Origin of the sequence: Vibrio sp. OPT20 (assembly GCF_963889365.1) — a bacterium.
GTDB lineage: Bacteria > Pseudomonadota > Gammaproteobacteria > Enterobacterales > Vibrionaceae > Vibrio > Vibrio splendidus.
Genome location: NZ_CAWPOA010000075.1, coordinates 66,002 through 81,653, shown reverse-complemented (window position 1 = coordinate 81,653; position 15,652 = coordinate 66,002). Strand labels below are relative to the sequence as shown.

The 15,652-nt window shown below is 46.9% G+C and carries 15 protein-coding genes; 9 read left to right on the top strand and 6 right to left on the bottom strand.

Annotation, left to right across the window (positions count from 1 at the left end; genetic code table 11):
• The first annotated feature begins 9 nt into the window (after positions 1 to 9).
• The 5 genes from gspJ to AACR09_RS16670 are packed head-to-tail and all read left to right on the top strand — an operon-like array spanning position 10 to position 4,316.
• A complete protein-coding gene (gene gspJ / locus AACR09_RS16690; RefSeq protein ID WP_416222630.1) occupies positions 10 to 777 on the top strand; it encodes a type II secretion system minor pseudopilin GspJ in 768 nt (255 codons plus the stop codon).
• On the top strand, positions 761 to 1,810 hold the full coding sequence (gspK, locus tag AACR09_RS16685; protein WP_102490901.1) for a type II secretion system minor pseudopilin GspK: 1,050 nt from the start codon (positions 761 to 763) through the stop codon (positions 1,808 to 1,810). The genes gspJ and gspK overlap by 17 nt, the downstream gene beginning before the upstream one ends.
• A complete protein-coding gene (gspL, locus tag AACR09_RS16680; protein ID WP_193834441.1) occupies positions 1,779 to 3,026 on the top strand; it encodes a type II secretion system protein GspL in 1,248 nt (415 codons plus the stop codon). The genes gspK and gspL overlap by 32 nt, the downstream gene beginning before the upstream one ends.
• Positions 3,027 to 3,046: 20 nt before the next feature.
• Positions 3,047 to 3,535, top strand: a complete 489-nt coding sequence (locus tag AACR09_RS16675; protein WP_017086954.1) for a type II secretion system protein M — start codon at positions 3,047 to 3,049, stop codon at positions 3,533 to 3,535.
• Position 3,536: 1 nt separating this feature from the next.
• Positions 3,537 to 4,316 (top strand): type II secretion system protein N, encoded by a 780-nt coding sequence (locus AACR09_RS16670; RefSeq protein WP_102568471.1) that lies wholly within the window; start codon positions 3,537 to 3,539, stop codon positions 4,314 to 4,316.
• Between the two features lie 149 nt (positions 4,317 to 4,465).
• Here AACR09_RS16670 and cysQ read toward each other — a convergent pair whose 3' ends face one another.
• The 4 genes from cysQ to AACR09_RS16650 all read right to left on the bottom strand — a co-directional run bounded on the left by cysQ (position 4,466) and on the right by AACR09_RS16650 (position 7,663).
• Complete coding sequence (gene cysQ / locus AACR09_RS16665; protein WP_004735610.1) at positions 4,466 to 5,293, bottom strand: 3'(2'),5'-bisphosphate nucleotidase CysQ; 828 nt, start codon at positions 5,291 to 5,293, stop codon at positions 4,466 to 4,468.
• Between the two features lie 36 nt (positions 5,294 to 5,329).
• A complete protein-coding gene (nudE, locus tag AACR09_RS16660) occupies positions 5,330 to 5,881 on the bottom strand; it encodes an ADP compounds hydrolase NudE (RefSeq protein WP_017079321.1) in 552 nt (183 codons plus the stop codon).
• 374 nt (positions 5,882 to 6,255) lie between these two features.
• The gene (gene nfuA / locus AACR09_RS16655; RefSeq protein WP_004735612.1) at positions 6,256 to 6,840 is read right to left on the bottom strand and encodes a Fe-S biogenesis protein NfuA; all 585 of its coding nucleotides are present in this window, start codon (positions 6,838 to 6,840) and stop codon (positions 6,256 to 6,258) included.
• A gap of 109 nt (positions 6,841 to 6,949) precedes the next feature.
• Positions 6,950 to 7,663, bottom strand: a complete 714-nt coding sequence (locus tag AACR09_RS16650) for a ComF family protein (protein ID WP_193834440.1) — start codon at positions 7,661 to 7,663, stop codon at positions 6,950 to 6,952.
• 93 nt (positions 7,664 to 7,756) lie between these two features.
• On the opposite strand from AACR09_RS16650, the gene bioH reads away from it, so the two are divergent.
• Positions 7,757 to 8,533: a pimeloyl-ACP methyl ester esterase BioH gene (gene bioH / locus AACR09_RS16645; protein WP_193834439.1), complete on the top strand. Its 777-nt coding sequence runs from the start codon at positions 7,757 to 7,759 to the stop codon at positions 8,531 to 8,533.
• Between the two features lie 173 nt (positions 8,534 to 8,706).
• Positions 8,707 to 9,180, top strand: coding sequence for an ATP-dependent Lon protease (locus AACR09_RS16640; RefSeq protein WP_123302167.1), 474 nt, complete (start codon positions 8,707 to 8,709; stop codon positions 9,178 to 9,180).
• Positions 9,181 to 9,318: 138 nt separating this feature from the next.
• Here AACR09_RS16640 and AACR09_RS16635 read toward each other — a convergent pair whose 3' ends face one another.
• Together AACR09_RS16635 and greB are read right to left on the bottom strand one after the other, a co-directional pair.
• Positions 9,319 to 11,649, bottom strand: coding sequence for a Tex family protein (locus tag AACR09_RS16635; RefSeq protein WP_193834438.1), 2,331 nt, complete (start codon positions 11,647 to 11,649; stop codon positions 9,319 to 9,321).
• 742 nt (positions 11,650 to 12,391) lie between these two features.
• Entirely contained in the window at positions 12,392 to 12,874 is a 483-nt protein-coding gene (greB, locus tag AACR09_RS16630) for a transcription elongation factor GreB (RefSeq protein ID WP_017079316.1), read from the bottom strand.
• A 178-nt stretch (positions 12,875 to 13,052) separates the two neighbouring features.
• On the opposite strand from greB, the gene ompR reads away from it, so the two are divergent.
• The gene (ompR, locus tag AACR09_RS16625; protein ID WP_004735642.1) at positions 13,053 to 13,772 is read left to right on the top strand and encodes an osmolarity response regulator transcription factor OmpR; all 720 of its coding nucleotides are present in this window, start codon (positions 13,053 to 13,055) and stop codon (positions 13,770 to 13,772) included.
• A gap of 316 nt (positions 13,773 to 14,088) precedes the next feature.
• Positions 14,089 to 15,384, top strand: coding sequence for a two-component system sensor histidine kinase EnvZ (envZ, locus tag AACR09_RS16620; protein ID WP_017080818.1), 1,296 nt, complete (start codon positions 14,089 to 14,091; stop codon positions 15,382 to 15,384).
• Positions 15,385 to 15,652: the final 268 nt, after the last annotated feature.

Sequence of the window (15,652 nt, the reverse complement as noted above, 5' to 3'; positions counted from 1 at the left end):
ACTAAGAGTATGTTGTCAATTAAGAACAGCTCGCTAACTAAGAGCGTGTCGCTAAGTAAGAGCATGTGGGCAAATAAGCGTACGTCGCGTAAACAAGGTCTATCTTCCAAAGGGAGAGGCTTTACCCTAATAGAAGTCTTGGTCTCGATCGCTATCTTTGCCACGTTAAGCATGGCGGCTTATCAGGTGGTTAATCAGGTGCAGCGAAGCAACGAGATCTCTATTGAGCGCAGTGCTCGTTTGAACCAACTGCAACGCAGTTTAGTCATTTTAGATAATGATTTTCGCCAGATGGCGGTGCGAAAATTTCGTACCAACGGTGAAGAAGCATCATCTAAGCTGATCTTAATGAAAGAGTATTTATTGGATTCTGACAGTGTAGGCATCATGTTTACTCGCCTAGGTTGGCACAACCCACAACAGCAGTTTCCTCGCGGTGAAGTCACGAAGGTTGGCTACCGCATTAAAGAAGAAACACTTGAGCGTGTATGGTGGCGTTATCCCGATACACCTTCAGGCCAAGAAGGTGTGATTACCCCTCTGCTTGATGATGTTGAAAGCTTGGAATTCGAGTTTTATGACGGAAGCCGCTGGGGTAAAGAGTGGCAAACCGATAAGTCCCTGCCGAAAGCGGTGAGGCTCAAGCTGACACTAAAAGACTATGGTGAGATAGAGCGTGTTTATCTCACACCAAGCGGCACGCTAGATCAGGCCGATGATTCTTCAAACAGTGACTCTTCAGGTAGTAATGAGGGGAATAATGACTCATCGAACTAACAAGCGTGCAGCGAACATACCTGTTCTAGGGCGCAGGCAGCGTGGTGTCGCGCTGATCATTATTTTGATGCTATTGGCGATCATGGCAACCATTGCTGGCAGCATGTCTGAACGTCTGTTTACTCAATTCAAGCGCGTTGGTAATCAGTTGAATTATCAACAGGCTTACTGGTATAGCATTGGTGTAGAAGCGCTTGTGCAAGACGGTATTAGGCAAAGTTACAAAGACAGTGATACCGTGAACCTAAGCCAACCATGGGCGTTAGAAGAGCAGGTATACCCATTGGATTATGGCCAAGTTAAGGGCCGCATTGTTGATGCTCAGGCATGTTTTAATCTTAATGCCTTAGCCGGAGTGGCGACCACTTCAAGTAACCAGACTCCTTATTTAATCACGGTTTGGCAAACCTTATTGGAAAACCAAGACGTTGAACCTTATCAGGCTGAGGTTATCGCAAATTCAACGTGGGAGTTTGTTGATGCGGATACACGAACCACCTCTTCGTCTGGCGTAGAAGACAGCACGTATGAAGCGATGAAGCCCTCTTATTTGGCGGCGAATGGCTTAATGGCCGATGAATCGGAGCTACGAGCGGTTTATCAGGTCACTGGTGAAGTGATGAATAAGGTTCGTCCCTTTGTTTGTGCTCTGCCAACCGATGATTTCCGTTTGAACGTGAATACACTCACGGAAAAGCAAGCGCCTTTATTGGAAGCGATGTTTGCGCCAGGCTTAAGTGAATCGGATGCCAAACAGCTGATAGACAAACGCCCATTTGATGGCTGGGATACGGTGGATGCTTTCATGGCTGAACCTGCCATTGTTGGTGTGAGTGCCGAAGTCAGCAAGAAAGCGAAAGCATATTTAACTGTAGATAGCGCCTATTTTGAGCTAGATGCAGAGGTATTAGTTGAGCAGTCACGTGTACGTATACGGACGCTTTTCTATAGTAGTAATCGAGAAACAGTGACGGTAGTACGCCGTCGTTTTGGAGGAATCAGTGAGCGAGTTTCTGACCGTTCGACTGAGTAGCGAACCACAAAGCCCTGTGCAGTGGTTAGTTTGGTCGACAAGCCAACAAGAAGTGATAGCAAGCGGTGAACTGTCTAGCTGGGATCAGCTTGACGAGTTAACGCCTTACGCTGAAAAGCGCAGCTGTATCGCTTTATTGCCGGGAAGTGAATGCTTAATTAAGCGTGTTGAGATCCCGAAAGGTGCTGCTCGCCAGTTTGATTCTATGCTGCCGTTCTTATTAGAAGACGAAGTCGCACAAGATATCGAAGACTTACACCTGACCATTTTAGATAAAGATGCCACTCACGCTACCGTGTGTGGTGTGGATCGTGAATGGTTAAAACAAGCTTTAGACCTGTTTCGCGAAGCCAATATAATCTTCCGTAAGGTGCTACCAGATACACTAGCCGTGCCTTTTGAAGAACAAGGCATCAGTGCATTACAGATCGACCAACATTGGTTATTACGCCAAGGTCACTCTCAACGTCAAGGTAACTATCAAGCCGTATCGATCAGTGAAGCATGGTTACCGATGTTTTTGCAAAGTGATTGGGTTGTCGCTGGTGAGGAAGAGCAATCGACGACTATCTTCAGCTATACCGCGATGCCGAGCGACGACGTTCAACAGCAAAGCGGTCTCGAGTGGCAAGCAAAGCCTGCGGAATTGGTGATGTCTTTATTGAGTCAGCAAGCGATCACAAGCGGCGTAAATTTACTGACTGGCACCTTTAAAACCAAATCTTCATTCAGTAAATATTGGCGTGTTTGGCAGAAAGTGGCGATTGCTGCTTGTTTGCTGGTGGCCGTGATTGTGACTCAACAAGTGTTGAAGGTTCAGCAGTATGAAGCGCAAGCCGAAGCTTACAGAGCCGAGAGTGAACGTATTTTTAGAGCTGTGCTGCCAGGTAAACAACGCATTCCGACAATAAGCTACCTTAAGCGTCAGATGAATGATGAAGCTAAGAAATACGGTGGTTCAGGCGAAGGTGACTCCTTACTCGGTTGGCTAGCATTGTTGCCTGAAACCTTAGGGCAAGTGAAGTCGATCGAAGTTGAAAGCATTCGTTATGATGGCAACCGTTCTGAGGTTCGACTTCAGGCGAAAAGCTCTGACTTCCAACACTTTGAGACCGCAAGGGTGAAACTCGAAGAGAAGTTTGTCGTTGAGCAAGGGCCATTGAATCGCAATGGCGATGCCGTATTTGGCAGCTTTACTCTTAAACCCCATCAATAACCTGCGTAAGGAGATCAGTGATGAGAAATATGATTGAACCACTCCAAGCGTGGTGGACTTCAATAAGTCAAAGAGAGCAACGATTAGTTGTTGGTTGCTCAGTTTTATTGGTGTTGGGTGTCGTTTATTGGGGGTTATTACAGCCACTCAGTCAGCGAGCTGAACTTGCACAAAGTCGTATTCAAAGTGAGAAGCAGCTTCTTGCTTGGGTAACCGACAAAGCCAATCAAGTCGTTGAACTACGAGGCAGCGGTGGCATCAGTGCCAGTCAGCCCTTGAACCAATCTGTGCCTGCTTCTATGCGCCGCTTTAACATCGAGCTGATACGAGTACAACCACGTGGTGAGATGCTGCAAGTGTGGATTAAGCCTGTGCCATTTAATAAGTTCGTTGACTGGCTGACATACCTGAAAGAAAAGCAGGGTGTTGAGGTTGAGTTTATGGATATTGATCGCTCTGATAGCCCTGGGGTTATTGAGATCAACCGACTACAGTTTAAACGAGGTTAATGTGAAACGCGGTTTATCTTTCAAATACGGCCTGTTATTCAGCGTCATTTTTATCGTTTTTTTCTCGGTAAGCTTGTTGCTGCATTTGCCTGCTGCTTTTGCTCTCAAGCATGCACCCGTCGTGCGTGGTTTAAGCATTGAAGGCGTTGAGGGCACAGTTTGGCAAGGTCGCGCTAACAATATTGCGTGGCAGCGTGTCAATTACGGCTCAGTGCAGTGGGACTTCCAGTTCTCTAAACTATTCCAAGCCAAAGCAGAACTTGCGGTTCGCTTTGGCCGCAACAGCGACATGAACTTATCAGGTAAAGGACGTGTCGGATATAGCATGAGTGGTGCTTACGCGGAAAACTTAGTGGCATCAATGCCAGCCAGCAACGTGATGAAATATGCGCCAGCTATCCCAGTGCCTGTGTCTATTGCAGGACAAGTTGAACTGACGATCAAACATGCGGTTCATGCTCAGCCTTGGTGCCAATCGGGCGAAGGTACGCTTGCTTGGTCTGGTGCAGCGGTCGACTCTCCTGTTGGCTCGTTAGACCTTGGCCCTGTGATTGCAGATATTACCTGTGAAGACAACACAATTGCAGCCAAAGGCGCTCAGAAGAGCGAGCAAGTGGACAGTGAGTTCTCGGCGAGCGTAACGCCCAATCAAAGCTACACCTCGGCGGCATGGTTTAAGCCGGGCGCTGAATTCCCGCCTGCGATGCAGAGCCAACTTAAGTGGTTGGGCAACCCTGATAGCCAAGGTAAATACCAATTTACTTATCAAGGCCGCTTTTAGCCCGGTCTCTACTTCTGAGCTAGTATCTGTTGGTTAGTAAATTTGGCGATCAAATCGCAAGATATAAAAACGGGCACCTCACTGAGGTGCCCGTTTTGTTTGTTCTGAGAATCCAGAGGATATCTGACGGTTAAAGGGAGCGAACTCGCCTAATCTTTGCCTTGTAAGATCTCTGCCCAAGGTAAGTCTGCATCACCAAGAACAATGAAGTTCGGGTTCTCAAGCGTCTCTCTTTCATTGTACGACAGTGGCTCTAATTGAGTACTCAGGATTCGGCCTCCCGCTTCTTCAACAATGCACTGGGTTGCCGCGGTATCCCACTCTCCGGTTGGTCCAATACGTAGATAACAATCGACAGCGCCTTCGGCAACCAAGCATGCCTTCAGCGCAGCAGAGCCTAAAGGAACCAAATCATAGTTCCAAGCAGAGCTCATACGGTTAGTGATGCGATTGATGTCTTGGCGACGGCTGATTGCCATCGCGATCGATTGGTTTGGCAGCTCGTGACGATGCGTTTTGATTTTTACACTGTCATTGAGGTCTGGGATCTTCCAAGCGCCTTTGCCACTGTAAGCGTAATAGCTCACACCTGAAACAGGTGCGTACACGACGCCCATTACTGGCTTGTTATGCTCAATTAGGGCGATGATTGTTGCAAAGTCGCCACTTCGTGCGATGAACTCTTGCGTGCCATCGAGTGGGTCAACCAACCAGTAGCGATCCCATTGAGAGCGTTGCTCTAGGCTGATGTCGGCGTCTTCTTCGGATAATACGGGAATATCAGGCGTCAATTCACTGAGTTTTTTTAATATCAGCTTATGTGCTGCAAGATCGGCACTGGTTACTGGAGTGTCATCACTCTTAGTGAACTCTTCGTAATCCTTTTTCTCGTAAATCTCTAAGATGAGTTGGCCTGCAGAGCGAGCAATCTCAATGATAGAGGGTAGGAGGTGAGACAAATCTTTTGTTATTGGCATAAATATTCTCTTACTCTTCGAGCGAGCCTGAATGTTCTAATTATTGTTTAATACACGAAGGGCTAATAGTAGGGCTGTAATACTGCGAGCCTCACAGAAGTCGAGATGCGTTAACAGTTCTTCGGCTTGAGCAAGTGGCCAGCGCACAATGTCTAGTGGTTCTGGTTCGTCACCTTCTAGTTTCTCTGGGTAGAGTTCTTCTGCGATAAACAGCGTCATTTTGCTAGAGAAATAAGAGGGTGCAAGGATCACTTCTTTTAGGGGAGTAAGCTTGTTGGCACCGAAGCCAATCTCTTCTTTTAGTTCACGAACGGCGGCTTGATTGGGCTGCTCGCCTGGATCAATTAGCCCTTTTGGGAAGCCGAGTTCATAGCGCTCTGTGCCTGCTGCGTATTCACGCACTAACAGAATATCGCCTTGTTCAGTAATCGGAACCATCATTACTGCGTTGCGGCCGCTGGGCTTCATGCGTTCGTAGGTACGCTCTACACCGTTTGAAAAGCGTAAATCGAGAGACTCGATAGAGAATAGTTTTGATTGAGCGACAGTTTGTTGAGCCAAAATTTCTGGCTTGGTCCTTTTTGTCATTGCGCTCGCTCCTTAGCTCATTGGAATTCTTTCTTATAAAGTCATTCTAATATAGGGGAAATAGAGTTGAGTTCCTAGATCCGAGTTTTCATATCCTGGAATTATTGGATCAGGAACCGATTGCGATCACTTGAATACCTTACTCCAAATGGTAACGCGCCCGTCATTATGGGCATTGAACGAGAAATAGACGGTTCGAAAGTGCTTTGCTGTTTTAAACACAAAAAAAGGTTGATGCTTGCGCATCAACCTTTCGATTGAATCTTTAACTTTCTACCGGCTAAGACTGGATGAGTACTTAGTCGCAGTAGCACTTAGTTGTAAGGTACTTGGTCGTGAAGTAGTTAATCATGAAGTACCTAGTCGTAAAGTGATTAGTAGTAAGAGTGCTCACCGCGATCGTGTTCAGTTGCATCACGAACGGCCGTCAATTCACCTTCGAATTGTTGAAGAAGTTCTTTCTCGATGCCTTCTTTAAGCGTTACGTCAACCATAGAACAACCGTTACAACCGCCGCCGAATGCAACGATAGCTGCGCCTTCTTCAGTGATCTCTACTAGGCTAACGTGACCGCCGTGGCCAGCAAGCTGTGGGTTCACTTGTGTTTGGATTGCATACTCAACACGCTCTATCAGAGTTGCGTCATCTGATACTTTACGCATTTTAGCGTTTGGCGCTTTTAGTGTGAGTTGAGAGCCCATTTTGTCAGTTACGAAGTCAATCTCAGCTTCGTCTAGGAATGGTAGGCTTAGCTCATCTACGTAAGCAGAGAAAGCGTCGAAAGAAAGCTTAGTGTCAGACGCTTCGATAGCATCTGTTGGGCAGTAAGAAACACCACACTCAGCGTTTTGTGTGCCTGGGTTTACCACGAACACACGAATGTTTGTACCTTCAGGCTGCTGTGACAGCAGATTGGCAAAGTGAGTTTGAGCTGTTTCTGTAATAGTAATATTTGACACGACGAATACCTGAGTAGATTTGTAGGTTATTAGCGCCATTCTACTCCTGTCAGATTTGTAATTCAGCCCTTTTTTGTTGGATTGCTGTACAAGTAGCGATTCACAGCTTTTATCCAGAGGGCTCAGGAGTGCGGCAGATGCAGTAAATATCAATCCTTTTCACGCCTACTTCAAGTAGTAATTGGCATAATTTATACACAGTACTGCCGGTGGTTACAACATCATCAATTATCGCGACGTGAGAAGGGACAGTTCCTTGAAAGTCTTGTTTTCGAAGCGTAAAAGCGCTCTTTAGATTATGTAAGCGTGCGGATTTAGTCAGCCCTTGCTGAGAAGCGGTTGAGCGAATTCGACGGAACAGCACCTCATCTTTAACGCCAAGTTCTTGAGCTGTGTAATTAGCGAGCAGCTGACTTTGATTAAAGCCTCGATGAATATATCGACGCCAATGCAGAGGTACGCTGGTGATCAGCGGAGCAGGGTGCTCGATACGTGAAGCTAATAACTTTGACAGATCGCGTGCAAACCAAAACTTATCGGCGTACTTCATTTGTTGAATGTAACGTGCTGTTGGAAAGGTGTAGTCCCCAACGCAATAGAGACGATGCCAAGGTGGAGGTTGAGATAAGCACTGTCCGCACTGCTCTATTGTGAGCAGTGTTTTTAAACCACATCGTTGGCAGCGAGGAACTGACTCAAAGAGATTAAGACAAGAATCACACCATCGAGGGTGAGCATCGCTGTGCGACTTATCTAGCTTGCACAGGTGGCATTGAGGTGTGACCAGACGTGGTGTGTGTTTTTGTAGCCAATCAGATAACATAGCTCGTGATGCTTTTGGGTTATGGTGTTCCTTTTACTCACCATACTGAAAAGCACAGATAATCGCCGATGAAAAAAGTAGGGAATATTGAGAATGAGTGACGCGTTGTATTGGCATGTTTCTGGGCAAGGGCCTGATTTAGTTCTGGTTCACGGTTGGGGTATGAATGGTGCCGTATGGCAGCAAACGGTTACTGCTTTAGAAGCTGACTTCCGAATGCATGTTGTTGACCTTCCAGGGTATGGACATAGCGCGCATTGCCACGCTCAAGATCTTGAAGAGATTGCTCAGCAACTATTGGTCGACGCGCCCAAGCAAGCGATTTGGGTGGGTTGGTCACTCGGTGGTTTGGTCGCGACGCACATGGCTCTCCATCACTCAGATTATGTCAGTAAATTGGTGACTGTCGCCAGTTCTCCTAAATTCGCCGCCGCAAAAGAACCGGTGTTATGGCGAGGCATTCAGCCAAACGTATTAAGCGCATTCACCGAACAGTTGGTTGAAGATTTTCAAACCACCATCGAACGCTTTATGGCGTTGCAAGCCATGGGCAGTCCTTCTGCAAGACAAGATGTCAAACAACTCAAGCAAGCGGTGCTTTCACGCCCGTTGCCGAATCCCGATTCATTATTGGCTGGTTTAAAGATGCTGTCAGACGTTGACCTCCGTGAACAACTGCCGCAGATCTCTGTGCCTATGCTGCGCTTATACGGTCGATTAGATGGGCTTGTGCCAATCAAGGTTGCAAAAGACCTGGGCAAAGCCTTACCTCATACCGAACAATACATCTTCACTCAGTCTTCACATGCGCCTTTTATGACTGAAGCGGATGCCTTTTGCAGTGAACTGGTCAGCTTCGCGCGAAAATAATCGCTAAATTTATCGCTGGCTTGGTCGATATATGATCTAACCAAGGCGTTGCATGATACTCAGACCTCACTCTCTCCAGAGTTGATTGCGGTAAGTTTTGGGCTATGCCTGCTGTGTAACTCAGTACAGCAGTGTTATAGCAATAACGATGGGCGATTCTTGAGGAGTTCGCGATGATTGTGTCACCTGCAACTGCAGTGAGTGTGCCACTGATCGCCCCATCCGTTAATGTGCAAACAGAGCAAGTTGCGCGTGACAATAGAGTTCGAGAACCTGTCGCTCCCGCCGTAGCATTGGCGAAAACCAATGCAGAGCGAAAGGTAAAATCGGACGATAAACGAAGGCAGCAGTCGGCTTGGGATCCTTCAGACCATCCAGGTTATGAAATGGAGAACGAGTCAGAGGCCAATTCGATTAGCCAAGAAGAGCCACAAGATCCTTTTGATAGGCTGTTCAGCTTATTGGCACTGAGAACATACAGTGCTGATCAAGGAAAAGGCTATACCATGCGTTTCCGCCTGCCAAAGCATGTTTTAGATGCGGCGATTCAAGAGGGACAGATGGAGAAGCGACGTAAGGTCATAAAATATCATTATGGTCATGCTGTTGCGCCTCATGCTCCATCAGGAATGTTGGTCGTGTTATAAATCGAAAACTTATGACCTAACCAAACTTCGATGTCTCTTTTGAACACATAATAAAAAAACCTGCATACCCTAAGGGATGCAGGTTTTCTGTTTTTACAGGCTATTTATTTCACGACACGCCGTCGTTTCATTGACCTATTATTTCTTCGCTTTAGCAAAGGCAGCGGCAAAAGCACCACCCATCGCAGCGTTTTGTTGCGGCTCTTCTCGACGACGTTGTCCACCTTGCGAACTTTGATTCGGGCGGTTTTGCGTGCGAGGTGCACTTGAACGTTGTGCGCGGTTATCTTGGCCGGGTTCATCTTTCATACGCATGCTTAGCGCAATACGTTTACGTTGAACATCCACTTCCATCACCTTCACTTTGACGATTTCTCCCGTTTTCACGACTTCATGAGGATCAGACACAAAACGATCGGTTAGCGCTGATATATGCACTAAACCGTCTTGGTGAACGCCAATGTCAACGAAGGCGCCAAAGTTAGCTACGTTTGAAACCACACCTTCTAAGATCATGCCGGGTTCTAGGTCAGACATGCTATTTACGCCATCGGCGAAGGTTGCTGTCTTGAATTCAGGACGAGGATCTCGACCCGGCTTATCCAGCTCTTTGATGATGTCGGTTACCGTAGGTACACCGAAGTTCTCATTGGTGTAATCAACCGCATGTAAACCACGTAAGAAGTCTGTATTACCCACCAGAGACTTGATGTCTTTCTGGTTTTTCTCGGCGATGGCTTTCACCAATGGGTAAGCTTCTGGGTGAACCGAAGATGCGTCTAGTGGATTCTTACCATCCATGATTCTTAGGAAACCCGCACACTGTTCAAACGCTTTTGGCCCTAAACGAGCGACTTTTTTGAGTGTTGTACGCGCTTCGAAGCGACCGTTTTCATCACGGAAGTCCACGATGTTCTGGGCGATAGTGTTAGAAAGGCCAGCAACACGAGTTAACAGTGCGGCAGAAGCCGTATTCACATCAACACCAACCGCGTTTACACAGTCTTCGACAATCGCATCTAGGCGCTTAGCGAGCATAGTTTGGCTCACGTCGTGTTGGTATTGGCCCACACCGATCGATTTAGGGTCAATTTTCACTAGCTCTGCCAGTGGATCTTGCAGACGACGAGCAATAGACACTGCACCACGAATCGATACATCCATGTTCGGGAATTCTTTCGCCGCTAACTCAGACGCGGAATAAACCGATGCGCCCGCTTCGCTGACAATAATCTTTTGTGCTGTTAGGTTGCCGCGTTTAATCACATCAGCAACAAAGCTGTCTGTTTCGCGTGAAGCCGTACCGTTACCAATCGCAATCAAATCAACATTGTATTGGCGAACCATCTGCTCAACCACGTGTGCAGATTTGTCGTATTGCTTCTGTGGTGGGTGAGGGTAAATGGTCTCTGTTGCCAGAACCTTACCGGTTGAATCTACAACCGCGATTTTTGAACCGGTACGTAAACCCGGATCCAAGCCTAAGGTTGCTCGAGGGCCAGCAGGCGCCGCCATCAACAAGTCTTTAAGGTTGGTTGCGAACACTTCAATCGCTTCGATTTCACCGCGTTCTTTCATCGCGCCCATCAGCTCAGTTTCCATGTGCATAGAAACCTTGATACGCCACGCCCAGCTAATCACTTGCTTACGCCATGCATCTGCAGGTGCGCTGCTCAGGGTAATACCGTAGTGATCAGAGATGATGTTCTCGCAGTAAGAACCACGTACACCTTCTTCTTGCTCAGGGTCAGCATTCATTGCCAGCGTTAGGAAGCCTTCATTTCGGCCTCGCAACATCGCAAGCGCACGGTGTGAAGGTACTTTGTTGAGTGTTTCGTTGTGTTCGAAGTAATCTTTGAATTTCTCGCCGGCTTGCTCTTTGCCTGCCACGACACGTGAAACGAGCTCAGAGTTACGCGTGAGATGTTGGCGAATCTTTTCAAGTAGGTTGGCGTCTTCAGCAATGCGCTCCATGATGATCGCTCGTGCACCATCCAGTGCCGCTTTGGTATCAGCAATGCCTTTATCGCTGCTGATGAAGTTAGCGGCTTCGGTTTCAGGATCGTGTTGTGGTTCATTCCAAAGTGTATCGGCAAGTGGCTCTAAGCCTGCTTCGATTGCGATCTGGCCTTTGGTGCGGCGCTTTGGTTTGTATGGTAGGTATAAATCTTCTAGGCGCGTCTTGCTGTCGGCTTGAGTGATATCACGCTCTAATTCTGGCGTGAGCTTGCCTTGGTCTTGAATCGACTTAAGAATCGTTTGGCGGCGATCGTCAAGTTCGCGAAGGTATGAAAGGCGACTATCAAGGTTACGCAGTTGGGTATCGTCTAAGCCACCCGTGACTTCTTTACGGTAGCGGGCAATAAAGGGAACGGTGTTACCGTCGTCAATTAGGTTGACTGCGGCGGTGACTTGCTCTGAACGAACATTCAGTTCTTCAGCAATCAGTCGACAGATAGCTTGGCTCATCCGATGAATCTCTTATTTAATATCATGACAAATACATGGGGGTGAGCGTACGCTTTTTCTAGCTTTGGCTGTGTAATTATCGTGTCAGAAGTCGAATTTCCGTTTGTGATATCCGCTTTGTGCGAGATCTCTCACACGTGATGTAAGCCTAAGTCGCCTTAAACCTGTCAATATGTCTTAATTTAAATGTAAGTTGTTGATTTTTAATGGCGCTATGTTTTGGGGCGTATTTCTAACTCGAAATATTTTTTGGGACTATCTAGGAAACTCGCCCAAATACCGTAATATTTAACTTGTCGACAGGGAGTTGGCAGGAACAGGAAAAAGCCTAATGGACTAGGTATCTTCAGGATGAAGATTTGATTACTTAGGATGAGTGGTCAGCAAGGAAGTAATAATCTCTGGATGAGATTCGCCAGTCAGGATGACAGGCTAGAATGGACACCGCTAGGATGGCGATGAACAAAAAGGAAATTGGTTAAAGGATTTAGCCACTATCAAGGACAGATGCAGGGAGCACCTTATCTCGTAGAGATAAACAGTAGCCGGATTGCTGCGATAGAGACTTAACCCCGCCAGGCGCAAGCCTAGCGGGGTTTTCTTTTATCTGGAGTTTGGGATTGTCTGCTCGACCTGTGATGGCCGGTTAATCACGCTAAGCTATAAGCTATAAGCTATAAGCTATAAGCTATAAGCTATAAGCCATAAGCCAAGGCATAAGGTAAGCCATAAGCAATAAACTTTACGCGTCGTCTGCGTAGCGAATCGAGTTAATGAACCACTCTTTATCGCCTTCCGGTGTGGTTACCGTAAACTCATCATCCACTTCCTTCTTCAGCAGAGCTCTAGCCATTGGCGAGTCGATAGAGATATAACCTTTCGCATCACCGTAGATCTCTTCAGGGCCGACAATACGAAACTTCTTCATTTCCCCATCATCATTCTCAATCTCGACCCAAGCACCGAAAAATACCTTACCTTCTTGTTGCGGTGAGTAGTCCACGATCGTGACATCAGGCAGGAACTTGCGTAAGAAACGCACTCGGCGATCAATCTGACGAAGCAAACGCTTGTTGAACGTGTAGTCTGCGTTTTCTGAACGATCTCCAAGGCTTGCTGCCCAAGTGACTATCTTAGTGATTTCTGGGCGCTTCTCGTGCCATAAGTGGTCATGTTCTGCTTTGAGCTTGTTATAACCTTCTCGGGTGATCAGTTTGGTTTTCATAAATCTGACTTAATGAAATGATGTTCTAAGATAGAATATATAGAAAGGCAACATACGTTAACAATTATTTAGGCGACTTTTTCTCCAATAATGTTACATTTTTAATGTCTTATACCAATATACAATTTACCAAGAATGCTTAACCTTAGGTTTGAGCTTTAATAGGTGGAACCATTACATGCAAGAAAACTACAAAATTTTAGTGGTCGATGACGATGCTCGTCTACGTGCATTACTAGAACGCTATCTGTCAGAGCAAGGCTTTCAAGTGCGTAGCGTGGCAAACAGTGAGCAGATGGACCGCCTGTTAACCCGTGAAAATTTTCACTTGATGGTATTGGATTTAATGTTGCCTGGCGAAGATGGTCTGTCGATCTGTCGTCGTCTACGAAACGCAAACAACTCGCTGCCTATCCTTATGTTGACGGCAAAGGGTGATGAAGTGGATCGCATTGTGGGCTTGGAAGTAGGTGCAGATGATTACCTGCCAAAACCATTTAACCCGCGTGAACTGCTTGCTCGTATCAAAGCGGTAATGCGCCGCCAAGTGATTGAAGCTCCGGGAGCGCCAAGCACGGAAGAATCTGTGGTTGCCTTTGGTGAGTTCCGCTTGAACCTAGGTACACGTGAAATGTTCCGTGGTGAAGAGCCAATGCCTCTGACCTCAGGTGAATTTGCGGTACTTAAGTCACTGGTCACTAACGCTCGTGAGCCAATGTCTCGCGATAAGCTGATGAACATGGCACGTGGCCGTGAGTATTCAGCGATGGAGCGTTCTATCGATGTTCAGATTTCACGTCTGCGTCGTCTAGTTGAAGAAGATCCAAGTAAACCTCGTTACATCCAAACGGTGTGGGGCTTGGGTTATGTATTCGTTCCAGATGGCAAAGCTGTGTAATCCAGCTTTATAAGCTCTATAGCTGCTTTACCGATTCTGTGAATCTTACGGGTCATCTCATTAATATGTGATGGCCCGTTTTATATTCAGCACAATGAGAGATACCAATCGTAGTAAATAACTGCTCATCCTAGCTTGTTAAAACGCTCGATAACTTCGTTAGAAATTTTGATTGTAGAATAACTACTTATCAAAAATTGCTGCCTTGTTCTCAAGCCTTTTTCCGGTGCTATTTATGATCATTTACTTACTGTGATTGGTATTACAGCTATAGTTCCCACTATATCCCTTTATCATCCCTCACTTTAGGTCTTCTATGCGCATACGTAGCTCCTTTACTCAGTCGATAGTGCTCTTTTTAACCTTGTTGGTTGCTAGCCAAATCTTTTCTTATTACGCGGTGTTTAACTATGCATTGATGCCGAGTTTGCAGCAGTTTAATAAGATTCTGGCTCACGAGCTAAACCTCGTCTTGGATCAAGGCAGTGATATCGAGATTGATGCGCCACTGCGTCAACGTGTGCTTGAGCAGCTCGGAGTGACGGTTCACGCCAAGGACAGCGAAGCTGCGGGTGAGTATTACCATGCAGTAGCAATCGATCTGATGAGTGAGGAGATGACCAAAGAGTTGGGCTCTGAAACCGAAGTACGGCTGATTCTAGGCAAAGAGAGCTACGTGTTGTGGATGGACATCGCGCAGCTGCCTAACTCCTTGATTCGTATTCCTCTGTCTGAGCTGCAAGAAGAAGACTTTGCGCCTCTGTTCCGTAACAGCCTGATCATGGCGATGTTGATTGTCGCAGGTGGCTGGCTGTTCATTCGCTTGCAAAACCGGCCTTTGATAGCGCTAGAGAAAGCCGCCCAAGGTGTGGGGCGTGGCGATATTCCACCACCATTGCCAGTGCAAGGTGCGCAAGAGATCCGCTCGGTAACTCGAGCCTTTAATCAGATGTCGAAAGGTATCCAAGAACTCGAAGAAGATCGCGCTTTGTTGATGGCAGGTATCAGTCATGATTTACGTACTCCGTTAACGCGTATTCGCTTAGCGACCGAGATGATGTCGCCAGAAGATAGCTATTTAGCGGAAGGGATCATCAGTGATACCGAAGAGTGTAATGAGATCATCAGCCAGTTTATGGATTACCTAAAGCCCGTTGATCGAGATTCATTCCAAGAGGTATTTGTCGATGATATTGCCCGAGAAGTTTCTAGCTCAGAAGGTGGCTACGAGGTACAAATTGAAACCGATATTCCAGAATCGATGAAGCCTGCGCTAGGTAACCCGATCGCGATGAAGCGTGCCGTGAGTAACTTGGTGGTGAATGCGCTGCGCTATGGCAATGGTTGGGTCAAGGTATCGACTGGCATGACGGCTGATAATAAATTGGCTTGGGTGACCGTTGAAGACAATGGCCCTGGGATCCCGCAAGACCAAGTCGGTAAATTGTTTGAACCGTTCACGCGTGGTGACACCGCTCGTGGCAGTGAAGGTACCGGTTTAGGCTTGGCGATTGTGAAACGTATTGTCAGTCAGCACCAAGGCGCGGTAGTGGTTAATAATCGTAGTGAAGGTGGCTTAAAAGCGCAGATCAGTTTCCCTGTGAAGCCCTAGTTATCATCGGTCCGTGTGATGACGATAAGTTCGGTTCGGGGAACTGTTAAGAGATCCCCGACTCGGTCATTCTTCCCTCTCGGGGATGACGAATTGCTAACCATGGACTTTGATGATGAAAGTTTACTTTGATCGTCATTCCCTATCGTGAGGAACGAGCGAATAGGGAATCTCGCTCTTGCTTGATGAAAGTAACGCACACTAAAAAGGCTTCCTTGAGGAAGCCTTATTTACGTTTGAATGTGGTCTCAGTGTTAACTATGCCTTA

What these genes read in the sequence shown, in the direction of transcription:
- gspJ (WP_416222630.1), top strand. Translation starts at nt 10, where the DNA reads ATGTTGTCAATTAAGAACAGCTCGCTAACTAAGAGCGTGTCGCTAAGT.
- gspK (WP_102490901.1), top strand. Translation starts at nt 761, where the DNA reads ATGACTCATCGAACTAACAAGCGTGCAGCGAACATACCTGTTCTAGGG.
- AACR09_RS16675 (WP_017086954.1), top strand. Translation starts at nt 3,047, where the DNA reads ATGAGAAATATGATTGAACCACTCCAAGCGTGGTGGACTTCAATAAGT.
- cysQ (WP_004735610.1), bottom strand. Translation starts at nt 5,293, where the DNA reads ATGCCAATAACAAAAGATTTGTCTCACCTCCTACCCTCTATCATTGAG.
- nudE (WP_017079321.1), bottom strand. Translation starts at nt 5,881, where the DNA reads ATGACAAAAAGGACCAAGCCAGAAATTTTGGCTCAACAAACTGTCGCT.
- AACR09_RS16650 (WP_193834440.1), bottom strand. Translation starts at nt 7,663, where the DNA reads ATGTTATCTGATTGGCTACAAAAACACACACCACGTCTGGTCACACCT.
- bioH (WP_193834439.1), top strand. Translation starts at nt 7,757, where the DNA reads ATGAGTGACGCGTTGTATTGGCATGTTTCTGGGCAAGGGCCTGATTTA.
- AACR09_RS16640 (WP_123302167.1), top strand. Translation starts at nt 8,707, where the DNA reads ATGATTGTGTCACCTGCAACTGCAGTGAGTGTGCCACTGATCGCCCCA.
- AACR09_RS16635 (WP_193834438.1), bottom strand. Translation starts at nt 11,649, where the DNA reads ATGAGCCAAGCTATCTGTCGACTGATTGCTGAAGAACTGAATGTTCGT.
- greB (WP_017079316.1), bottom strand. Translation starts at nt 12,874, where the DNA reads ATGAAAACCAAACTGATCACCCGAGAAGGTTATAACAAGCTCAAAGCA.
- ompR (WP_004735642.1), top strand. Translation starts at nt 13,053, where the DNA reads ATGCAAGAAAACTACAAAATTTTAGTGGTCGATGACGATGCTCGTCTA.
- envZ (WP_017080818.1), top strand. Translation starts at nt 14,089, where the DNA reads ATGCGCATACGTAGCTCCTTTACTCAGTCGATAGTGCTCTTTTTAACC.